The 17,520-nt window shown below is 68.9% G+C and carries 13 protein-coding genes and 5 pseudogenes; 9 read left to right on the forward strand and 9 right to left on the reverse strand.

What is annotated here, in order from left to right:
• Positions 1-76: 76 nt before the first annotated feature.
• Positions 77-292, reverse strand: a complete 216-nt coding sequence (locus ACFYNS_RS00005) for a hypothetical protein (protein WP_388599675.1) — start codon at positions 290-292, stop codon at positions 77-79.
• A gap of 655 nt (positions 293-947) precedes the next feature.
• Here ACFYNS_RS00005 and ACFYNS_RS00010 point away from each other — a divergent pair.
• Positions 948-1,133, forward strand: coding sequence for a TMEM175 family protein (locus tag ACFYNS_RS00010; RefSeq protein WP_388600266.1), 186 nt, complete (start codon positions 948-950; stop codon positions 1,131-1,133).
• Between the two features lie 258 nt (positions 1,134-1,391).
• On the opposite strand, the pseudogene ACFYNS_RS00015 reads toward ACFYNS_RS00010, so the two are convergent.
• Positions 1,392-1,979 (reverse strand): annotated as a pseudogene (locus tag ACFYNS_RS00015) (IS110 family transposase); the annotation flags it as partial.
• A 122-nt stretch (positions 1,980-2,101) separates the two neighbouring features.
• Positions 2,102-2,623, reverse strand: a pseudogene (locus ACFYNS_RS00020) (transposase); the annotation flags it as partial.
• On the opposite strand from ACFYNS_RS00020, the gene ACFYNS_RS00025 reads away from it, so the two are divergent.
• From ACFYNS_RS00025 to ACFYNS_RS00035, 3 genes are all read left to right on the forward strand, one after another.
• Entirely contained in the window at positions 2,558-3,037 is a 480-nt protein-coding gene (locus tag ACFYNS_RS00025) for a hypothetical protein (protein WP_388600298.1), read from the forward strand. The pseudogene ACFYNS_RS00020 and the gene ACFYNS_RS00025 overlap by 66 nt on opposite strands.
• Complete coding sequence (locus ACFYNS_RS00030) at positions 3,034-3,378, forward strand: hypothetical protein (RefSeq protein ID WP_388599678.1); 345 nt, start codon at positions 3,034-3,036, stop codon at positions 3,376-3,378. Before ACFYNS_RS00025 ends, ACFYNS_RS00030 begins: the two co-directional genes overlap by 4 nt.
• Before the next feature lie 224 nt (positions 3,379-3,602).
• Positions 3,603-4,124 carry a hypothetical protein gene (locus ACFYNS_RS00035; protein ID WP_388600269.1) on the forward strand — a complete coding sequence of 174 codons (522 nt, stop codon included), beginning with the start codon at positions 3,603-3,605 and terminating at the stop codon, positions 4,122-4,124.
• 151 nt (positions 4,125-4,275) lie between these two features.
• Here ACFYNS_RS00035 and ACFYNS_RS00040 read toward each other — a convergent pair whose 3' ends face one another.
• Positions 4,276-5,454 carry a hypothetical protein gene (locus ACFYNS_RS00040; RefSeq protein ID WP_388599680.1) on the reverse strand — a complete coding sequence of 393 codons (1,179 nt, stop codon included), beginning with the start codon at positions 5,452-5,454 and terminating at the stop codon, positions 4,276-4,278.
• Positions 5,451-6,056 carry a hypothetical protein gene (locus tag ACFYNS_RS00045; protein ID WP_388599681.1) on the reverse strand — a complete coding sequence of 202 codons (606 nt, stop codon included), beginning with the start codon at positions 6,054-6,056 and terminating at the stop codon, positions 5,451-5,453. Before ACFYNS_RS00045 ends, ACFYNS_RS00040 begins: the two co-directional genes overlap by 4 nt.
• Positions 6,057-6,762: 706 nt before the next feature.
• Here ACFYNS_RS00045 and ACFYNS_RS00050 point away from each other — a divergent pair.
• Positions 6,763-7,152: pseudogene (locus tag ACFYNS_RS00050) on the forward strand (transposase); the annotation flags it as partial.
• Between the two features lie 101 nt (positions 7,153-7,253).
• Here the strand turns inward: ACFYNS_RS00050 and ACFYNS_RS00055 are convergent.
• The 3 genes from ACFYNS_RS00055 to ACFYNS_RS00065 all read right to left on the reverse strand — a co-directional run bounded on the left by ACFYNS_RS00055 (position 7,254) and on the right by ACFYNS_RS00065 (position 11,787).
• Positions 7,254-7,682 (reverse strand): hypothetical protein, encoded by a 429-nt coding sequence (locus tag ACFYNS_RS00055; RefSeq protein ID WP_388599682.1) that lies wholly within the window; start codon positions 7,680-7,682, stop codon positions 7,254-7,256.
• 984 nt (positions 7,683-8,666) lie between these two features.
• A complete protein-coding gene (locus ACFYNS_RS00060; protein WP_360293022.1) occupies positions 8,667-10,022 on the reverse strand; it encodes a hypothetical protein in 1,356 nt (451 codons plus the stop codon).
• A 799-nt stretch (positions 10,023-10,821) separates the two neighbouring features.
• Entirely contained in the window at positions 10,822-11,787 is a 966-nt protein-coding gene (locus ACFYNS_RS00065; protein ID WP_388599685.1) for a DMT family transporter, read from the reverse strand.
• 40 nt (positions 11,788-11,827) lie between these two features.
• Between ACFYNS_RS00065 and ACFYNS_RS00070 the strand changes: the two genes are divergently transcribed.
• The 4 genes and pseudogenes from ACFYNS_RS00070 to ACFYNS_RS00085 form a co-directional block, all read left to right on the forward strand.
• A complete protein-coding gene (locus ACFYNS_RS00070; protein WP_388599687.1) occupies positions 11,828-12,352 on the forward strand; it encodes a MarR family winged helix-turn-helix transcriptional regulator in 525 nt (174 codons plus the stop codon).
• A 169-nt stretch (positions 12,353-12,521) separates the two neighbouring features.
• Positions 12,522-13,265, forward strand: a pseudogene (locus ACFYNS_RS00075) (transposase family protein).
• 219 nt (positions 13,266-13,484) lie between these two features.
• Entirely contained in the window at positions 13,485-14,078 is a 594-nt protein-coding gene (locus ACFYNS_RS00080; protein ID WP_360293074.1) for a YdeI/OmpD-associated family protein, read from the forward strand.
• 232 nt (positions 14,079-14,310) lie between these two features.
• A pseudogene (locus ACFYNS_RS00085) lies at positions 14,311-14,698 on the forward strand (IS1380 family transposase); the annotation flags it as partial.
• An 85-nt stretch (positions 14,699-14,783) separates the two neighbouring features.
• Here the strand turns inward: ACFYNS_RS00085 and ACFYNS_RS00090 are convergent.
• Positions 14,784-17,447, reverse strand: coding sequence for a helix-turn-helix domain-containing protein (locus tag ACFYNS_RS00090; RefSeq protein ID WP_388599689.1), 2,664 nt, complete (start codon positions 17,445-17,447; stop codon positions 14,784-14,786).
• Positions 17,448-17,520: the final 73 nt, after the last annotated feature.

Raw genomic sequence — 17,520 nt, forward strand, 5'->3', positions numbered from 1 at the left:
GCGCAGAGCACGCTGCTCGACCGGCCGCATCGGCCGTGCCGTCACCGCTGTCCACACTCTCCTGACCTGCAGCTATTCAGGATGAAAGAGGTTCACTCAGCGGGTAGGCCAGGACCAGCCAGGCCGCCGCAGCCATGCCCAACAGCGTCCGCCCGAGCTGCATCCGGGCGATGACCGCGTCGTGTGTGCGTTCGTCGAGCTCGGGGCGCACGCTCCCCAGGCCGACGCGGAGAGCCGCGTGCACCGCGGCGATGGGTCCTGCGCTGCCGCGGCGCAGTCCGGTCCTGCTCACCTGGTGCTCCCCCGAGTCCTACGCCGTACAACACCGCGGAACGCCGCACACCCCAACGGACCGCGCCTCGGGGTCGAACAACAGCGCATGCACGGGACGGATCAAGGTGATCCATCGGATCCCTGAGACTCGAACGTGAGCCCGATCGGGACTGTACCTGACGTCCCGTCGGCCGCTCGGCTCCGTCCGACGTGTTCTCGCCGTTGCCCAGCGCTTCAGCGACTCGGCGGCCCAAGGTCCTGTGAGAGTGCCCCCAGACCTCGGGAGGTTGTGTCGACGCCGACTGGACGGTCATCAAGGTCGTGAGGACGAAGTGACCTGACTCGCCTGCTCCGACGTGAAGGGGACGACCGCTGCCTTGAGTCGGCTCGGTCACGGCAGCGGGCCCGTACTCATCGGACCGGGTGAGTCCGGCTACGCCCCGCACTCCGGTCGGCACCTGTCGATGCGGGGGTTCCTCCTTCGGAGACGGCTGGCGGCCTCGGGTGGCGCGGCTTCGTCGGCGACGGATTCGTCACGCTGCCCGTGTGGTGTCAAAGCCCTGGACGGTTCAGCTCAGTAGGGTGCTCCGGGTGAATGAGGAGAACCCCGTTGCCGGGACCGGGAACGGCGCCCAGCGGCTGCTGAGGCTCTCCGATGGTGGTTCGCCATCGCGCTGACGCTGCTCGTCCTCGCCATCTCGGTCCCCGACGACCTGGATGCCCGGGCGTACGAGAAGGTGCTGCAGGAGACCATGACCCAGCTGTGGGCGTACTTCCTCAGCTTTGTGATCATCGCTGTGTTCTGGCGGAGCACCAGCGGATCTTCCGCACCACGCAGTGGGTGGGTCCGGTGGAAATGAATCTCACTCTGCTCGGACTGGCGCTGGTGGCGCTGTTGCCGTTTCCGACCTCTCTTCTGTCGGACTACAGCGGACACTCCTCGGCCGTCGCCTTGTATTCGGCGAACGTGGCAGCCACAGAGGCGGTGCTGATAGTGCTGTGGCACGTCGTGTGGAGCCGGGGGGTGCCCCTATTGGTTTCGTCAACCTGTTGGGGCGGGTTGGTGTTCGTAGAAAGTTCCGTCGCGGAGCATCGCGAAGAGCACGTCGGCTCGTCGGGAGCTTGAGCACGGCCGGATGCTGCACTCGCGGACCCAGGACGCGTTCCAGCGACGGATGGATCTGCGTCAGCAGGCCGCGCAGGCGGTTGCTGATGCGGGTGGCCTCCCCGGCGAGGTCGTCGTCGAAGCCGACGATCATCTCCAGCTCGGCGATCGTCTCGTCCTCGAGATCGATCGAGGGGAGGGTGTGAGGCATGACGCGGGCCGCGTCGGCGATGACGAGCGCGTCGCGGGCATCAGTCTTGGCCTCACCGGGATAGAGATCGGCGATGCGCCGCATCGTGAGTCCGGGCAGATAGGCGACCGGGCAGCCCATGTCCCTCGCGACCGCCAGCGGCAGGGCGCCGATCGAGGCCGGCTGGTCGACCACGACGAGCACGCTCCCGTGCTTGGCCTGCATTTTCCCGAAGACCTCGCGGAGCTTCGGTTCGCTGTTGGGCAGCCGTTTGTCGAAGGCTTTCTTCCCGGCCGGGGTGACGGCGGTGGCGTGGTGTTCGCCCTTGCCGACGTCCAGGCCGAGGAAGACGGCGATGTCGCTGACGTCGATCACGTGCGTCCTTCGGTCGTTCCGGCCCGGCCGTCCCATGGCACCGATCGCCACATCCACATTACGGAGAGCCTCCCGACCTGCGGAAAGGCCGGTGGTCATGCCCCTAATCAGCGGTCTGTCGATGCCTCCGGAGCCGGTGACACCTCCTCATGTTGTTGTCAAGCGGCAGCCGTGACGGAAGGCGGAGCGTGGTAGCACTGTCGGTCACGGATCATTGCGAAGAGAACGTTGACGCGACGGCGGGCGAGCGCGAGGACGGCGTGCTTGTGTGTCTTGTTCTCGGCTCTCTTGCGGTCGTAGAAGAGCCGGGACTCCGGGCAGATGCGGATGCTGATCATCGCGGAGCGGTAGAAGACTCGCTGCAGGCCCCGGTGATAGCGGAGGGGACGATGCAGATTGCCGTTCACGTTGCCGGAATCCCGGGGGACCGGGGCGACGCCGGCGAAGGTGGCGAGCCGGTCCGCACTGGCGAAACGGGTCAGGTCGCCGCCCGTCGCGGCGACGAACTCGGCGCCCAGCAGCGGGCCGATGCCCGGCATGCTGGAGATCACCGGGGCGAGTTCGTGCTCGTGAAACCGGGTCTCGATGAGCTTGTCCAGTTCGTGAATCTTCTCGTGGAGACTGATCACCTCCAACGCCAGATCACAGACCACACGGGCAATCGCGGCCTCGCCGGGCAACTGAAGGAATGGTTCGACACTCTGTTCCCCCAGACCTCGGTCCGCAGGACCAGGCGGCCGCAGCAGCCTTCGGCCGACAGCACCAGCTCCGCCGCCATCGACAGCGGTGGGGACACCGTGGAACTCGCCGAGGAGGTCCCCGAGTCCGCGCTCGCCCGTATGACCCGCCTGCGCGCGGAACTGGCCTCTCTGGTGGCCAGCAGCACGTTGAACGCCGTCGCCGTCGCCGGGGAGATCAACCAACTCCTGGAGACGGTCGAGGGCGCCGTGCGTGCCCGTGAGGCCTCCGGCGCGCCGGAGGAGCCCGCCGAGGTGCAGAAGCTGTACATGCGGGAATTCGCCGAGATCAAGGCGGATACCGGGAAGATCGGGCCGCTACTTGACAAGGCCGCCTTGGCGGTGATGTCGCTATGAACGGGGACTGCTGCGCGGAGCCGGTGGCCGGGCCGGTCGTCGACGCGCGGGTGCTGCGGCACGCGTGGACGGCGCTGGGCCCGCTGCGGTGCGGTGACTGGCCTGCCCCGTACAGCCTGCAGTCCCCGCACCGGGAGGAGACGCTCGCGGTGCTGGATGAGGTGCTGGCCGGGGTGTATCTGGCGGTCGACGCCGAGGGCCGGCTGCGGTGGCTGGGCAAGGCCCACCGCGACGGTGGCATCGGCGCTCGGCTGCGGGATCACCTCCGGCACCTGGAGCGGGCCCGCGTCTTCACCGGGGTGTTCGTCGTGGAGGCCGACCCGTTCAGCCCCGGCACCTGAACCGCACCGAACCCCGATGACCAGCACCCCTTACCCAACCTCAACCACGAAACGGACAACTACTCACGTTCCGCACTCTCAGGCGGCCAGCCGACTCTCGCCGCTGCGAGTCGAGTCGAACCCGGCCATCGCGCAGACAGGAGCAGCTGCAGCGACTGAACGATCCGGTGATGGAATGCGCTGGCCTGTCGGAGTGAAAGCCGGGAGACTCAAGTGCTGTGGACATGGGGATCTCAGGTTTCAGGCCGTCCTTCCTGACCGGGGTTGAGACGATTCAGCGGGCGCACGGATCACGCCTGGCGGCGCTCGCTGGCAGGCGCCTGACAGGGTTCGCCCTGGTGCGCTTTGCTGAGGACGGAGACTGGTTCGCTGAATGCCCGGTGGTGCTGGATTTCAACGGCATCCAGGCGGAGATTTGTCATACGAAGTTCGACGAACTCTCGATCGGCTGGGACACGATCGACATCCGCGCGACTGTCGCCGGGTGGGAGTGGTTCGAGTTCACGCCGCAGTGGTCTTACGGCGATGAACGCCTTGAGCCGCTCATCGGCCAGGAACTGTGCGAGGTCGCCCTCCTCGAGTGGCGGCCACCGGGCCGTGGCCCGGTGGCCGGGTCGGTGACGTTGGAGTTCGTCTTCGCTGAGGACTGTCTGCGGATCGCCAACGGCCTCGATGAGAACCGCATCGAGACCGGTGCGACCCAGCCGCCCCCGCCCGGATGCATCCGGCACAGGCCAGGCCACTGAGCACCCCCGCTCCTCCGTCGGTGTCCGGCTGATCTCCTTGACAGGCAGCTGACGCACATACTGGCCAGCCTGTTCCTCCGCCTGCCGATGAACAGGCAAGGAGCCAAGACGGCTCCATGCCTCTCCGCCGCTCGCGCAATCGTCGCGCGACTCAGCCCTTCGTCTCCTTCAGCGTGCAGCCGTGGTGCGCCGCGGAACGTTTCGCGAAAGCTTTGAGCGCGGTGCGTTGGTAGGCGGCCTCGGCGTGGGAGGGTTTGTCGGAAGGCTCCGACTCCGGGTCTCGGCGGACGACGGTGAAGAGGGCCGGTCCGTCGTCGCCCGGGCAGGAGGCAGTCCGCCAGTAACCGCTGCGGGACAGTTCGCCCGCCGGCCCCTCTCCGGGAAGCGGTCCGGTCCCGAGATGGGATCCCCGTTCGAATGCGAGCCGCTCTTTTGCGTACGCGCTGTAGTAAGCGTTGAGTCGGTAGCGGGTGAAGTGCAGGAGTTCCTCGCCGCCCTCTTTGGTGCGGTGGGTTCGCCCGTCCCCGAGCTCGCACGACTCCAGCGGCGCGTTGCTGCGGCGGCTCTCCCAGCCGTGGGTGACCGCGCCCCGACGGCCGGGGAGTCCGGCGCAAGTGCCGGTGGTGGCCTTGAGAGGAGTGCTTTCGACATCGTTCACGGGGAGCCCGACCGTGCTCAACGGCTTGCCCAGTTGGGCGCCGCAGCCCCACTGCTGGGACGCCTTGCCGGCGGTGGCGGTCGCGATGCGGGCGTGCCTGAGGCGGGTCTCGGGGTTGTCGTAGCTGACGTCCTCTTCCTTGGCCTCCACCGTCACCAGCAGGTCGGGGCGCCCGTTGGTGCACTTGAGCAGGATGGAGGTGGCGCCCTCGGCTCGACGGGCGGACTCGTAGTCGGCTTCCGTGGTGTTGAAGACCCCCTTCCAGCCCCGGCCCAGCGGCACCGGAGGATGACCGCCGTTCACCTTCCCGGCGTGCCCGTCGCTCCACACGGGTGAATCAGGGAAAGAGCCGCCGTGGATGCGCACTTCGATGGAAGCCTCGTGGGTCGGCTTGCCCTGGTTGTACTCGACATCGCGGGCTACCCCGCACCGTACGTCCAAAGACTGCTCCGAGCCGTTCAGACTCCCTTTGTCGACATCGATGTCCAACCGCGTGAGCGGGCCGACGCCCAGGAGGTCCCACGCCTGGTCGTGTACGAGCACACCGTCGCACGCCTCCGAGAGGACCGACTCCGCCTTCCAGCGCTCGTAGTGCACGGCCGAGTACACTCCGCCGACAGCCAGGGCCAGCAAGGTCAGGGCGGTGACCAGAGGCAGAATGCGTGGCTTCATCGGCTTCCATCCCCCAGGTCAGGACCCCCGCAGCCGCGGCGGCCGGAGACCCAGTCGGCCACGCGTACCGCCGTACGGGAGACAAGGCGGCGATCGGCATCCGAGGGGTCGGCCATGTAGGGCGGCTCGGACGAGTCCGTACGGAAGGGAAGACTCACCGAGACATACGTCTTGTGCGCAGTGCGCCCCCGGATCGCCGCCCCCTGCGGGCAGGGCACGGTCAAGGTGGCGACTACCTGACCACCGTTGTCGGCGTCCTGAGTGGTTGTCCCTTTGGTGCCTGACGGCAGCGGCACCCCGAAGTCCGGTGCGTCCTCGCCGGCATCGGCTTCGTTCAGCCAGAACGGCACGCCCTCGGCACGGACGTGGACCTGCGCGTTCGGATACCATTTCTCCGGACTGTCTCCCCATGTGAGGGTGCAGTCCAGCAGAGCCCGGCTCTCCCGTCGCGGCTTCAGCAGCGTGCCGTACACCTCCAACTCCCCCGCCGAGTCCCCGGGGAGGAACCGCTCCAGCTTCTTCTCGGGCAACAGGCCCGCGCAGGCCCGAGCCAACTGCTCCCGGTTCTCGACCCGCTGCCTCTCGCGACTGTTGTGAACCATCACCGCGACGACAGCGCACACGGCGACACCGACCACGAGTGCCACCCCCAGAGCGCCTCCACGCCGTCCCCAGCGCCAGCGCTGCCGTATCCAGTGCACAGCCAGCTCCCCCCGTTCTTGGCCGCCCCCGCCTGCAGCCCGGGACGCTACCAAACAGGCGTCCAGCACTGATCACATGCCCCGCCCATGAGGTGGCGACCGGCCCACTGCCCACCTCCCAGCTCCGCCCGCACCGGCTCATCGCGGTCATCAGAACCCAATCGACCCAGCCGCACTTCACCGACAGATGAGCCTGCGACAGGCAGGCGGCTACCCGGCACAGGACCCTTCGTTTCCTGCACCAGCAGCCGGACCCGCCAGCACACCTTGCGCAGCCCGGTGGGGCCCGTGTTGGCCCCCCGCTCCACATCGACGTCGATGTCCACGCGGCGCAGCCACTTCGAGAGGGAGGCCGCGCAACTCGTCGGTGCCCGAGGAAAGCGATCGTCTCGTCAAGCACAAACTCACCCGCTGTACTACGAAAAGGGCATAGCTGTGACGACGGGCTCTCTCAGAGGCCCTCTGGGCGCCGTCGCGTCCTCTGTATCCGGGTCGGTCGCCGAGGGGGGTCCAGCGCTGGTCGCTCCGAATTGCGCAGGAGCCGATGGGCGAACTGCTCAGCGCGCGAGCTGGGCGCGACCCGGGGCGGGCGCGGCCCTCTGGGCGCGGCACCCCGCTGGCTCTCACGCTCACTGGTGGCAACCGGCACGATGTGGCCCAGTTGCTGCCCCTGCTCGACGCGGTACCGCACGTCAGGGGGACCAGAGGCAGACCCCCTCACCGGCCGCGGCAGCTGTTCGCCGATCGTGGATACGACTACGACAAGTACCACAGGATCCTGTGGCGGCGAGGGATCAAGCCGGTCAGCGCCCGACGCGGAGTACAACACGGATCCGGGCTCGACACCGTCCGCTGGGTGATGGAGCGCACCGATGCCTGGATTCACGGCTTCCGCTGCCTGCGGATCCGCTGGGACATCCCCGACGACATCCACGAATCGTTCCTCAAGCTGGCCTGCTGTGTGATCACCTACCGACGCGTCCACGCATTGTGTTAGCTCCTCTACTGATCTTTTCGTAAGTTCGGTGGTTGTGCTGGGTGGATGGTCAGACTGGTGTGGGCGAGGAGTTGCCACCATCCAGGCGTCCGACATCGGCCTCAGCCCTCGCCGTGCCGTGACGTTTCGCCCCGGACCGGGAGGCGCCGCCGCCCTAGATATACATGCAGGCCGATGGCTACTCCCGCGACGACGGTCCCCGCTGTCAGCGCTGCGAGGGCCGAGTCCGTCCGATCGCTCCGGGCGGCGTCGCAGAGGCGTGTGTGCGAAGCGACCGACTCTTCAGCATCGGCGGGGCCACCCTGGGCATCGCGGTAGTCGTCCACGTGACGGGTAGTGGGGGACAGCAGGGAGCCGCACTCCTCATGCACACTGGCCGTCGGATCGGCGGGGTCTTCGTTTGCGTAGACATCGGTCAGGGCGAAGGCGAGCGAGACGAGGAGCAGCGCTGCCGAGAGGCTCCACAGCACGGCCCCTACGGCCAATCTCTCCCGCTGCTGGGGCGTCTTTCCTGCCCTGGTCCGCGTCATCGCCCCTCTTCTCCGTGCTTCGCGCGTTCTCACTGGCCTCGTCTGTGTAGGCGGTCCCCGTGGCTGCGTCCCGGCGTCGCATGGGTGAGGGTAGCCGGGGCCGGCTGTTGGTGATACCGGTGCTGTGCTCTCCGGCTGGCGGGGCCGAATGTCTCTCGCTGTACGCGTGCGTTGGCGGCTGAGGTGTTGCTTGCGATCGGCCCGTCGTCCGGGTGATCGGGGATACCACGCTCACGTCACAGAAAGTGAGATGGGGGCTACGTTCAACTCGTTCCGCAAAGGTGGCGGTCTGCGGGCGTGCTGCGGGCCTTCCGCCGCGCTCCCCCGTAGAGGGCGGCACGGGTCTCGGGAAACGTCAGCAGAGCTGTGTTCAGGTGCTCATACCTTGGGCCACGATCGCGGTGCTTTTCGAGCCCGCGGTCGAGGGAGACAGGGAAGCAGGGGTTCCTCACGCCAGTGGGCTGCGGCACTGCGGACACGAATGTCGCTTCGCCACGCTCCGTCGCGATGGCCTCCCGCAGCACCGAGGCCACGTCCCGGCGCAGGGACGCACCAAGGCGACCAAGACCGGCAGGCACTGGGGATCCCCCACCGCGGACGTCACCGAACCGGCGTCATCGTGACGGTGAAGATGACGCTGGAACACGAAAGCCCTCCATTGGATGAAGCAGACCTCGGGCCCTGGCTCCCCGCCGGGGCGTGCAGCACAGTGCCCTTCATCCTGCACCAGGGCTCGGACCCCGGCCTCGCAGCCTGATGTTCTGGCCAACTGGGCTCCATACAAGAGGCATTGGTCATCTCTCCCCGCGGTCCGGCACTCCCCTCGCACGCCGTGACTCTCGGTGCAGGGCAGTCCGTGCGGAGCATCGCGCGTGGATGTGTCCCGCCGCTCCCCGGTCCGTCCTCTGTCCCAGGGGTGAGGTCCCTATGGCGGGGCAAGGCCCTCCTGGTGCCGGGAGCGAGCTGGGCGGTTGCTGCCGGGAGTCAGCTGTGTAGAGCATCGACCACACTCAGGTAGTGCGCGTGCTGGGCACGGGTCAGACGCTGCCCGGACCATCCATGGCAGAAGGCACAACCGGGCCCGTTCCACTCCCAGAATCTGTCCAGTTCGACGAGCTGGGCCAGCGTCATCCGCTCCGTGTCCGGGGCGAGCGGACGGGAGTGCCGGCAGTCTCCGCCCACGGCGTGGGAGCGGCCCTGGTAGCGGCCGTTGAGGTTGGAGCCGTACACCCACACACCGGCCAGTGGCCCCAGTGCGGCAGGATCCTGACGGAACGGATGCACAGTGAAGCAGCGACCGGGAAAGGTGAGCGCGCCGACCCACGCGTCGCGCAGGCCGAAGTGGACGTCCGCGACCTGCGCGACCAGCTCACGCAGGTCGGTGTCGCTGGTGGCCCGTCCAGCCGCCTTCAGGGAGATCGCACGGTCACTGCGACTCCAACCGGATGACGCGCAGCGCTGCTCGAGTTCGGACAGACTTCTTCCTGCTGACAGCCCGTCGCCGCGCTCTGCCACCGTCTCCGGCCATGGGTCGGGCTGGTGGCGCGTCTCGGCCTGTTCGGGAGTCCGGGGGTTGGCAGGGAGAGCCGGGTCGGGCCGAGGCCTGGTGACGGGTCGGCCATCGAGGTGTGCCTGGTAGGCGGCAGAGAGGTCCTCCAGATCGCTTCTACGCTGCCGCAGCAGGTCGACGGGCTCCCGCAGGCTGGTATCCAGCAGTTGCACGCCGCGCTGGAAGGTGTGAAAGCCGATCGACTCCCACAGGGCCGCGATCTTCCTCTTCGCCTCAGAACGGTAGGCATCCGTCACCTCTTCCCTGTTCTCGGGCCACTCGGCCATCCCGGGCTCGGCCGCCACCGCGCAGCAGCCACCAGACAGTCGGCGGACAGCCTCGGCCGCGAAGGCCGGGCCCAGCCCGAAGCCACGCCAGGGCTTGGACAGGAACACCCGGTCCAGGATGAGCAGATCTCCCACCGGGCACTCGATGGCCTCCTCGAAGGCGGTCGAGTACTCGCCGTTGTCCAGGACGGCGGAGGCGATGCTCTCCAGGTCCCCCGACTCAGCATCCGTGACCGTCCAGCGGTCCGCCCCGGTGTAGTCGCGCAGCCGCCACAGTCGCAGATAGCCGACCTCACTGCCATCCTCGATGAGCCGCTCGCATGCCTCGGTGCAGCCACCGCCGCACTCCTCTTCCTCGTCGTGGAAGGCGCGGATGGAGACGTACCAGTGTTCGAGTGTGTCCTCGTCCTCGTAAGGGACGGCAGGGTGTCCATGGGTGTAGATCAGACGCAAGTCTGCCGGATCACTGAGCAGTTCGGATGCCGGGCGGGGTGCAGGGCTCATAGTCCAGGAGGCTAATCGCCAGCACTGACAACCAGCCCACGCCCGGTCGCGCCCTCCAACAAGCCCCGAGCCGACAGAGGTTCGACAAAGGCGACACGGGCCGGTACGGGCTCATGCCATCAGAGGATTCGGACCGCTGGCACCGTGATCGATATCCGAACAGCCATTCATCAGCCCCGACGTCGCACCTCTCCAGCGACGCGCAAAGCCGAACATCCCAGTGACAGCTTCCCGGATCTCACAGGCCCAGCGGAACCCAGACCAGCCGACTGTCGGCGCGCTGCAGGCAGCTTCGACCTCTTCGGGCGAGGGCAGGTCGGGCATTGCGGCGAGCGCTCTCACGCGCCGACTCCGGCGAATCCCTCTTCACCCGCCATCCGCTCGCTTCCCACCGCTGAGACCGTCCCCCTCCCCCAGAGCAACAGCAGCAGGCTCGCATGTACGAGGTGACAGTCTGCGCCTTCAGGTGCGGCACAGCGAGAACCCTCCACCCTCCGGCTTCTGCTCAGGCGCCGCCTGATCGCGCTCATGGGCACAGGCACAACCCGACCGCCGACGACCCGGGCGCCCCCGCGCGCATGCCGACACGCCCGGGAAGACCCGCGGTACAGGAAAGCCGGAGAACCTCCGGCAGTGCCCCCACTCCCCTGAGGCGGAGGCGACGGCTGGAGCAGCCGGCCTGCCCGCACCCGGCAGCAGTGAACGGTGAGCCCAACACCGCCGCCCGACGGGCCCCGGACGGGCACCCGGCGGAACGGAGGACACGACGATCCGTGACAGCGGCGCAGCCGCTGTCTGCTCACTCCTCCTGGCCGGCCCTCAGGGCCGCCGACGCATTCGGGATTGCGGGCGGAGGACTCGTGGCTGGGTGCTTGCCCGCCGCGGGAGGGAGACGAGCCCGGCCACCACCGCGTCGCCCGGCACGCGCGGGCCGCCCCAGGACGACTCCGGCCAGCACGAGTGCCAGTCCGCACCACTGCCGGACCGTCAGCACCTCCCCCGCCACCACTGTGCCGAGCAGCACGCCCGTGACGGGGTTGAGCAGACCGACCAGACCCACGGTCCCCGCGGGCAGGTGCCGTAGCCCGGTGAACCAGGCGGTGAAGGCCAGCGCGGTGGCGACCAGAGCGACATAGCCGAAGGCGAGGAGCGCCGGTGCCGAGAGTGCGGGCAACGGGCCCTCCACCACGGCGGCAGCCGGCAGCAGGAACAGTCCTCCGGCGATGAGCTGCCAGGCGGTCGAGGCGAGCACGTCAGTACCGGTGTTCCACCGTTTGGCCAGGATGTAGCCGGTGGAGGACACGAGCATGGCCGCGGCCGAGGCGAGGAGACCGGACGCGCTTGCTCCAGCCGTTCCCGTGAGCAGCATGAGGCAGACACCGCCGAGGCCGATCGCGGCACCGGCAAGGTGTGCGAGGCCGGGCCGCTCGGAGAGGAGGGGCCATGCGAGGAGCATCATCGCCAGCGGGGAGAGCGCCATGACAGTCGAGGCGATACTCGTCGGCAACAGCTGGGAGGCGGCGTAGACCAGTACGAAGAACACGCTCACGTTGAGCAGTCCGAGCACCGCCGACCGCCCCCAGCACGCACCGCGCGGCCGCTGCCTGCACAGGCCCAGCAGAACGAGACCGGCCGGCAGCGCACGCAAAGCCGCCCCGTAGAGGGGGGTGTCGGGCGGCAGGAATTCACGGGTGACCCAGTAGTTGGTGCCCCAGGCCACCGGAGCGACAGCGGTCAGCGCCACCCACCGTATATTGCCTTCCATGGAAGGCAATATAGCTTCTAGGGAAGGTATTGTGGTGGGCATGGACGAACCGCAAGCACCGGACCGCGTGGCCCGTATCCAGGAGGACTGGCGCCGCGAGCGGCCCGACCTCGACGTCTCTCCCCAGGGTGTGATCGGTCGGCTGCACCGCCTGGCCGGCCACCTCACCGAGGAACTGTGCCTGGTCTACGGACGCCACGGACTCAGCGAGGGAGAGTTCGACGTCCTGTGCGCACTGCGCCGCGCCGGTGAGCCCTACGAACGCGCACCCGGCGCACTCGCCGCCCACACCATGGTCACCACCGGTGCGATGACCAAGCGGATCGACCGCCTGGAACAGGCCGGACTCGTCACCCGCCGCCGCTGCGACGACGACCAGCGCGGCCGGATCGTGGCCCTCACCCCGCCCGGACGCGAACTGATCGACCAGGCCTTCAGCGACCACATCCGCAACGAGCACCGCCTGCTGGACCTGCTGACACCCACCGAGGCCTCGGCACTCCAAGGACTGCTCGCCACCTGGCTGACACGCCTGGAGGACCCGCCCCCACCCGACAACGGATGACCCACCCACCAGAAACCAGGAAGCCGAACCCGAGCAGGGAAGGCCTGCCCCCTCCAGCCAGAGCCCCCAACGCCCCTGGTCCGAACCGGTCCGAACCGGTCCGGTCCTCATACCGTCCTGTCCGCAACCCACAGCAGGACACCCCGATCACGGTCGGTTTGCGGTGGGACTGGACGTGTCCAGCCGGACCCTGCGTTTCCTCGCCACTCACCTGCGCGAACACCGCCGCCGGATCAGCAGCCGCCGGCGCCGGCTCTCGCCCGGCGATCAGGCCCTCCTGGCCCTGGCCTCGCATCTGCGGTACGGAACGACCTACGCCCAGCTCACGGCCGGTTTCCGGACCGGCACCCGTACCGCCTACCACTACATCCGCGAAGCCGTCGACGCGCCGGTCGCACTCGCACCATCCCTCCCCGGGGCCGTTCGCACCACTCGGGCAAGGCGATGTCCTCCCCCGACGGAACACTCGCCGACTGCGACCGGGTGGGTGACAGCGGGGCCGACTTCTCCCAGAAGCACCGCCGCCACGGCGTGAACGTGCAACTCGTTGCCGACCCCGCGGGCAAGCTGCTGTGGATCTCGCCCGCCCTGCCCGGCCGCACCCACGACCTGGCAGCGGCCCGCACCCACCGCATCATCCGGATCCGCGAACGCCAGGGCGTGCCCGTACTCGCCGACCGCGCCTGCATCGGGGCCGGCTCCTGGGTGACCACGCCGATCAGGCGCCTTCCGCACCAGGACCTCTCCGCGACCCAGCGGACGATCAACCAGGCCCTGTCAGCGGCACGAGCACCAGCCGAACGAAGTGTCACGAGACTGAAAACCCGGCGCGTCTTCCCGCAGAGCCCGCTGCAGCCCCAACCACATGACGGTCATCGCCGCTGCCGTCCTCACCCTGGAGCGTCAACCCTGAAAACACTCGCTCGACCACTGCTACATCGCAGTCGTGGGTTCTGGGCGTTGCGGAACGCTCGACCACGCGACGGACACCATCGAGACCGAGCAGCAACGTCGTGTCGTTGAGCAAAGCTGAGCTCCTGCCTGATCGTTCTGCGTAGAGAGCAGAGCGGATCAGCCAGGTCGACGGGCACCCTGCTTTCGGGGACATACCCGTGTCATGGCGATCGGCCGGATGTGGTTCGCTGCTGAGATGACTCAGGACTTGGAGATCCTCGCATTCGACTCCGCCGAAACGTTCGAGGCGTGGCTCGGCGAGAACCACGCCGTCTCGCCCGGCATCTGGCTCAAGCTTCGCAAGAAGGGCCCCGCAGTCGTCGCGCTGGACTACGCCCAGGCACTCGACGTGGCACTCTGCTATGGCTGGATCGACGGCCAGAAGGCCAAGTTCGACGATCAGTGGTGGCTCCAGCGGTTCACCCCGCGAAAGCCGCACAGCAAGTGGTCCAAGGTCAACCGGGACAAAGTGACCGCCCTGATCGAGCAGGGCCGGATGCATCCGCCGGGACAGGCCGAGGTCGACCGCGCCAAAGCGGACGGCCGCTGGGAGGCGGCCTACGACAGCGCGAGAACCGCAGCAGTGCCGGAGGACCTCGCGGCGGCCCTGACCGCCGCCCCGGCCGCGGCGGCGTTCTTCGAGACGCTGGACCGGCAGAACCGCTTCGCGATCCTCTACCGCATCCAGGACGCCAAGAAGGCCGAGACCAGGGCGCGCAGGATCGAGAAGTACGTAGCGGTGCTGGCGAGGGGCGAGAAGCTGCACCCGTAGTCACGAGACGTCGGCTGCGTGGTGCCTGAGCTCCCCGGCACGCCTGCGGCCCCCGGCAGCAGCCACCCCTCACCGAGCGGGACAGAACGCCAGAACCCCTCACCTCGTGGCTTCACGAACTGGGCTGTCCCGCAGATGATCAGAGCCGCAGAAGACACCTCTGACCAGCGAGAATGTGGACGGTCAAGGCCGCTGTTCCCGCCCCTGTCGGAGGCAGACGGTGCTGGATCCCGCGCTCGCGCTCGACGGTGACTGTCTCGCCGATGTCGCCATGCCGCGGTCAGCGCCCGGGGTGTTCGGGCCGGTGGCCTCGGGTCCGACGGCCTCTCAGCTCATCGACGCCCTCGCCGCCGGTGGAGACCGTGCGCTGGTCCGCGCTCCGCCAGGCCAGCGCTCTCATCCGCCGACAAGTCCGGCGACTGGCCGGTGACGCGGCTCCGGACGTCGACGGGCAGGTGTCCGCGGGCCTGGACGATGTCCTGGTGATCTCCCACTCGGACAGACAGAACGCGGACGCCACCTGGAAAAGGACCTTCGGACACCATCCGCTGACGGGATTCGTCGATCACGGCACCGACGGGTCCGCCGAGCCGGTGGCCGCAGTGCTGCGGATCGGAAGTGAGCGCCCACAACTCATCGTCCACGATCGAGTCCCCCACACGCCTGCGAAAAACCGTGTCACCAGCCGTAAAGAAAATGACATCCCTATGGCGCGTCTGGCGGTGTGTGGGGGAGGTTCGTGTGCGGTTGCCATGGGGGTGTCGGTGTGCCGTCCGGGTCCAGGCCGTACCGCCATCGCCTGCCGAGTTCCTCCCTGTTCTGGGCAATGGTGATGCCGACGTCGGCGGCCTGTCGGAGAAGGGTTTCGGCGCTGTCCCGGTCCCCGGCCTCCTCTCGCATCACCGCCAGCCTGAGCAGGGCATAGGCGTCGCCGTGGTCGGCGGCTTGTTGAGCCAGGGCTTCGGCGTCCTCCCGGTCCCCGGCTTTCTCCCGCATCTCCACCAGCCGGGACCAGACGTAGGTGTTCCAGGGGGCGGCCTGCCGGAGAAGAGCTTCGGCGCCGTCCCGGTCCCCGGCCTCCTCTCGCATCACCGCCAGCCCGTGTAGCGCGCTGAGGTGACCGTGGTCGGCGGCCTGCCGGAGAAGAGCTTCGGCGCCGTCCCGGTCCCCGGCCTTCTCCCGCATTTCCGCCAACCGATACCACACGTAGGTGTTGCAGGGGGCGGTGGCCTGTTGGCCCAGGGCTTCGGCGCCGTCCGGGTCCCCGGCTTTCTCCCGCATCTCCGCCAACCGGGACCAGGCGATGGTGCTGCCGAGGCTGATGGCCTGCAGAAGAAGGGGCTCGGCGCCGGCCAGGTCCCCGGCCTCTTCACGTATCTCCGCCAGCCGGTACAGGGCGTCGGTGTTGCCAGGGGCGGCGGTTTGTCGGGCCAGGGCTTCGGCGCCGTCCCGGTCCCCGGCTTGTCCCCGACCCACCGCAAGCCGGCCCAAGGCGTAGGTGTCGCCGTGGTCGGCGGCTTGTTGAGCCAGGGCTTCGGCGCCGCCCCGGTCCCCGGCTTTCTCCCGCATCGCTGCGAGCCGGTACAGGCTTTCAGCTCCCCCGAGGTCGGCGGCCTGTCGAAGAAGAGCTTCGGCGCCGTCCCGGTCCCCGGCCTCCTCTCGCATCACCGCCACCCGATACAGGGCGTAGGTGTCGCCGCGGTCGGCGGCCTCTTGGGCCACGGCTTCGGCGCCGGCACGGTCCCCGGCCTGCTCCCGCCTCAACGCCAGCCGCCACAGGCTTTCGGTGCTGCCGTGGTCGGCGGCCTGTCGGAGAAGGGCTTCGGCGCCGTCCCAGTCCCCGGTCTGCGCCCGACTCGCCGCAAGGCGAGACAGGGCACCGGTGCTGCCGTGGTCGGCGGCACGGCGACGGAGGTGGTGCGCCCATTCCAGCCGATGGCGTTCGTCAGCAGCCACGGCGAGTTGGTGCAGGTCGTCGGGACGGGTGAGGTGGGTGTGGGCGGCGTGCCAGAAAGATGCGGGCGGGCATAGGTGGCGGCGGTTGGTGCGGCCGTGTTGTTCGAGGTAGTCGGCGAGCCGGAATTGTGGCCCCGCTGCCTGCGCCGCCACAATTCCGGCGGCAGGGGTGGCGGGCGGACGCCGTGGAGTTCGGGGATTGGTGCGGCGTAGTGGGGCCTGTTTGCCGTGGACAGGCTGGGCGAGTTCGGCGTAGGCCCGTTCTGCCCAGTCGTCGGTGAGTTGGTCGTAGTCGCTCTGGCCGAGGTAGTCGGTCACGGCGTCGGTGAGGAACGCCTGCGGGAGGTGCAGGCCGACGCCGAGGCGGCGGGCGTCCATCGCCGCCTCCAGCACAGCCCGGGCGGATGGGTGTGCGTGCTCAAAGCGGTTGAGCAGTTCGGGAGCGCCTGCCAGGTCCTGGGTGAGGCGCCCGTCTGTGCGGGCGCGGATGAGGGCGTCGGCCAGCAGCCGGTCACCTCCCTCGGCCAGGACGGCGGCGGCTGCCAGGGCCGGGGCGTCGAAGGCGTCGGGGACGACCAGGGTTCTCCCGGCAAGCAACTCCCGTGTCCGGCTGTGGGGATCGGCTCCGTCCGGTGCGGGCAGGGCCGTGTACTGAGCGGCGTACTCGGGCCAGAGCGTGCCCAGCACGAGGACGGGACCGCGCTCGGGGCTGACCATCAGGTGGTGCAGGGCTGCGGCGATCTGCTCGCCCACCATCCGGTCGCCGAGGTAGTGCTGGGTCTCGTTCAGCCACACCACCGTGCGGGGCCGGACGTGGTGCAGTTGCTCCAGCGCGGCCTGCGCTCGGTCCGGGTGGAAGGGGTGCCACAGCTGCCACCCCTGACCGGCGAGGGGCTGAACGGCCTCCCAGCACGACCGCGTCTTGCCCGTGGACGAGGTGCCCACCAGTACCACGATCCGGCTGCGGCCGGCTCCGGCGTCGCGGACCGCTTCGACCAGCACCCGGTCATGGGCGCGGGACACGTATCGAGGCAGTGCCCATTCCACGCTCGCTTCAGACCTTGCCGCCGTCGTGCCAGGCCCTGCTGGATGAACCTCCAGGTCGTGCGGCTCCCACTGGCCGATCGGGCGACCCGGCCCGTCGTCGGCAACCGCGCCGGCCTCCTGCGCTGCGGTCCGCTGCAAGCCCAGCAGATCTGGGACCGGCAGCCTCAGTGCGCGGGCCAGTGCCGCCACCGTCTCCGCGGATGGCACGGGCTTCCTGAAGGAGAGCGCCTCCGAGACGGTGGTCCGCCCGAGACCTGCCCGCTGGGCGAGCTGCTGCTGGTTCAGGCGGCCTTGGGCCAGCCCGTCGGCCAGCCGCCGGCGCAGTTCGGTGACTGCCGGGCCACGGCCGGTCCGCTCCTCATCCATACGCCTGCCCCCCTGGACCCCGGTGTGTTCGACGGTGTTCATTCTCAGCCCGGCGAACCACGGCGCACAGCAG

Source organism: Streptomyces sp. NPDC006925 (genome assembly GCF_042869575.1).
Lineage (GTDB): Bacteria > Actinomycetota > Actinomycetes > Streptomycetales > Streptomycetaceae > Streptomyces.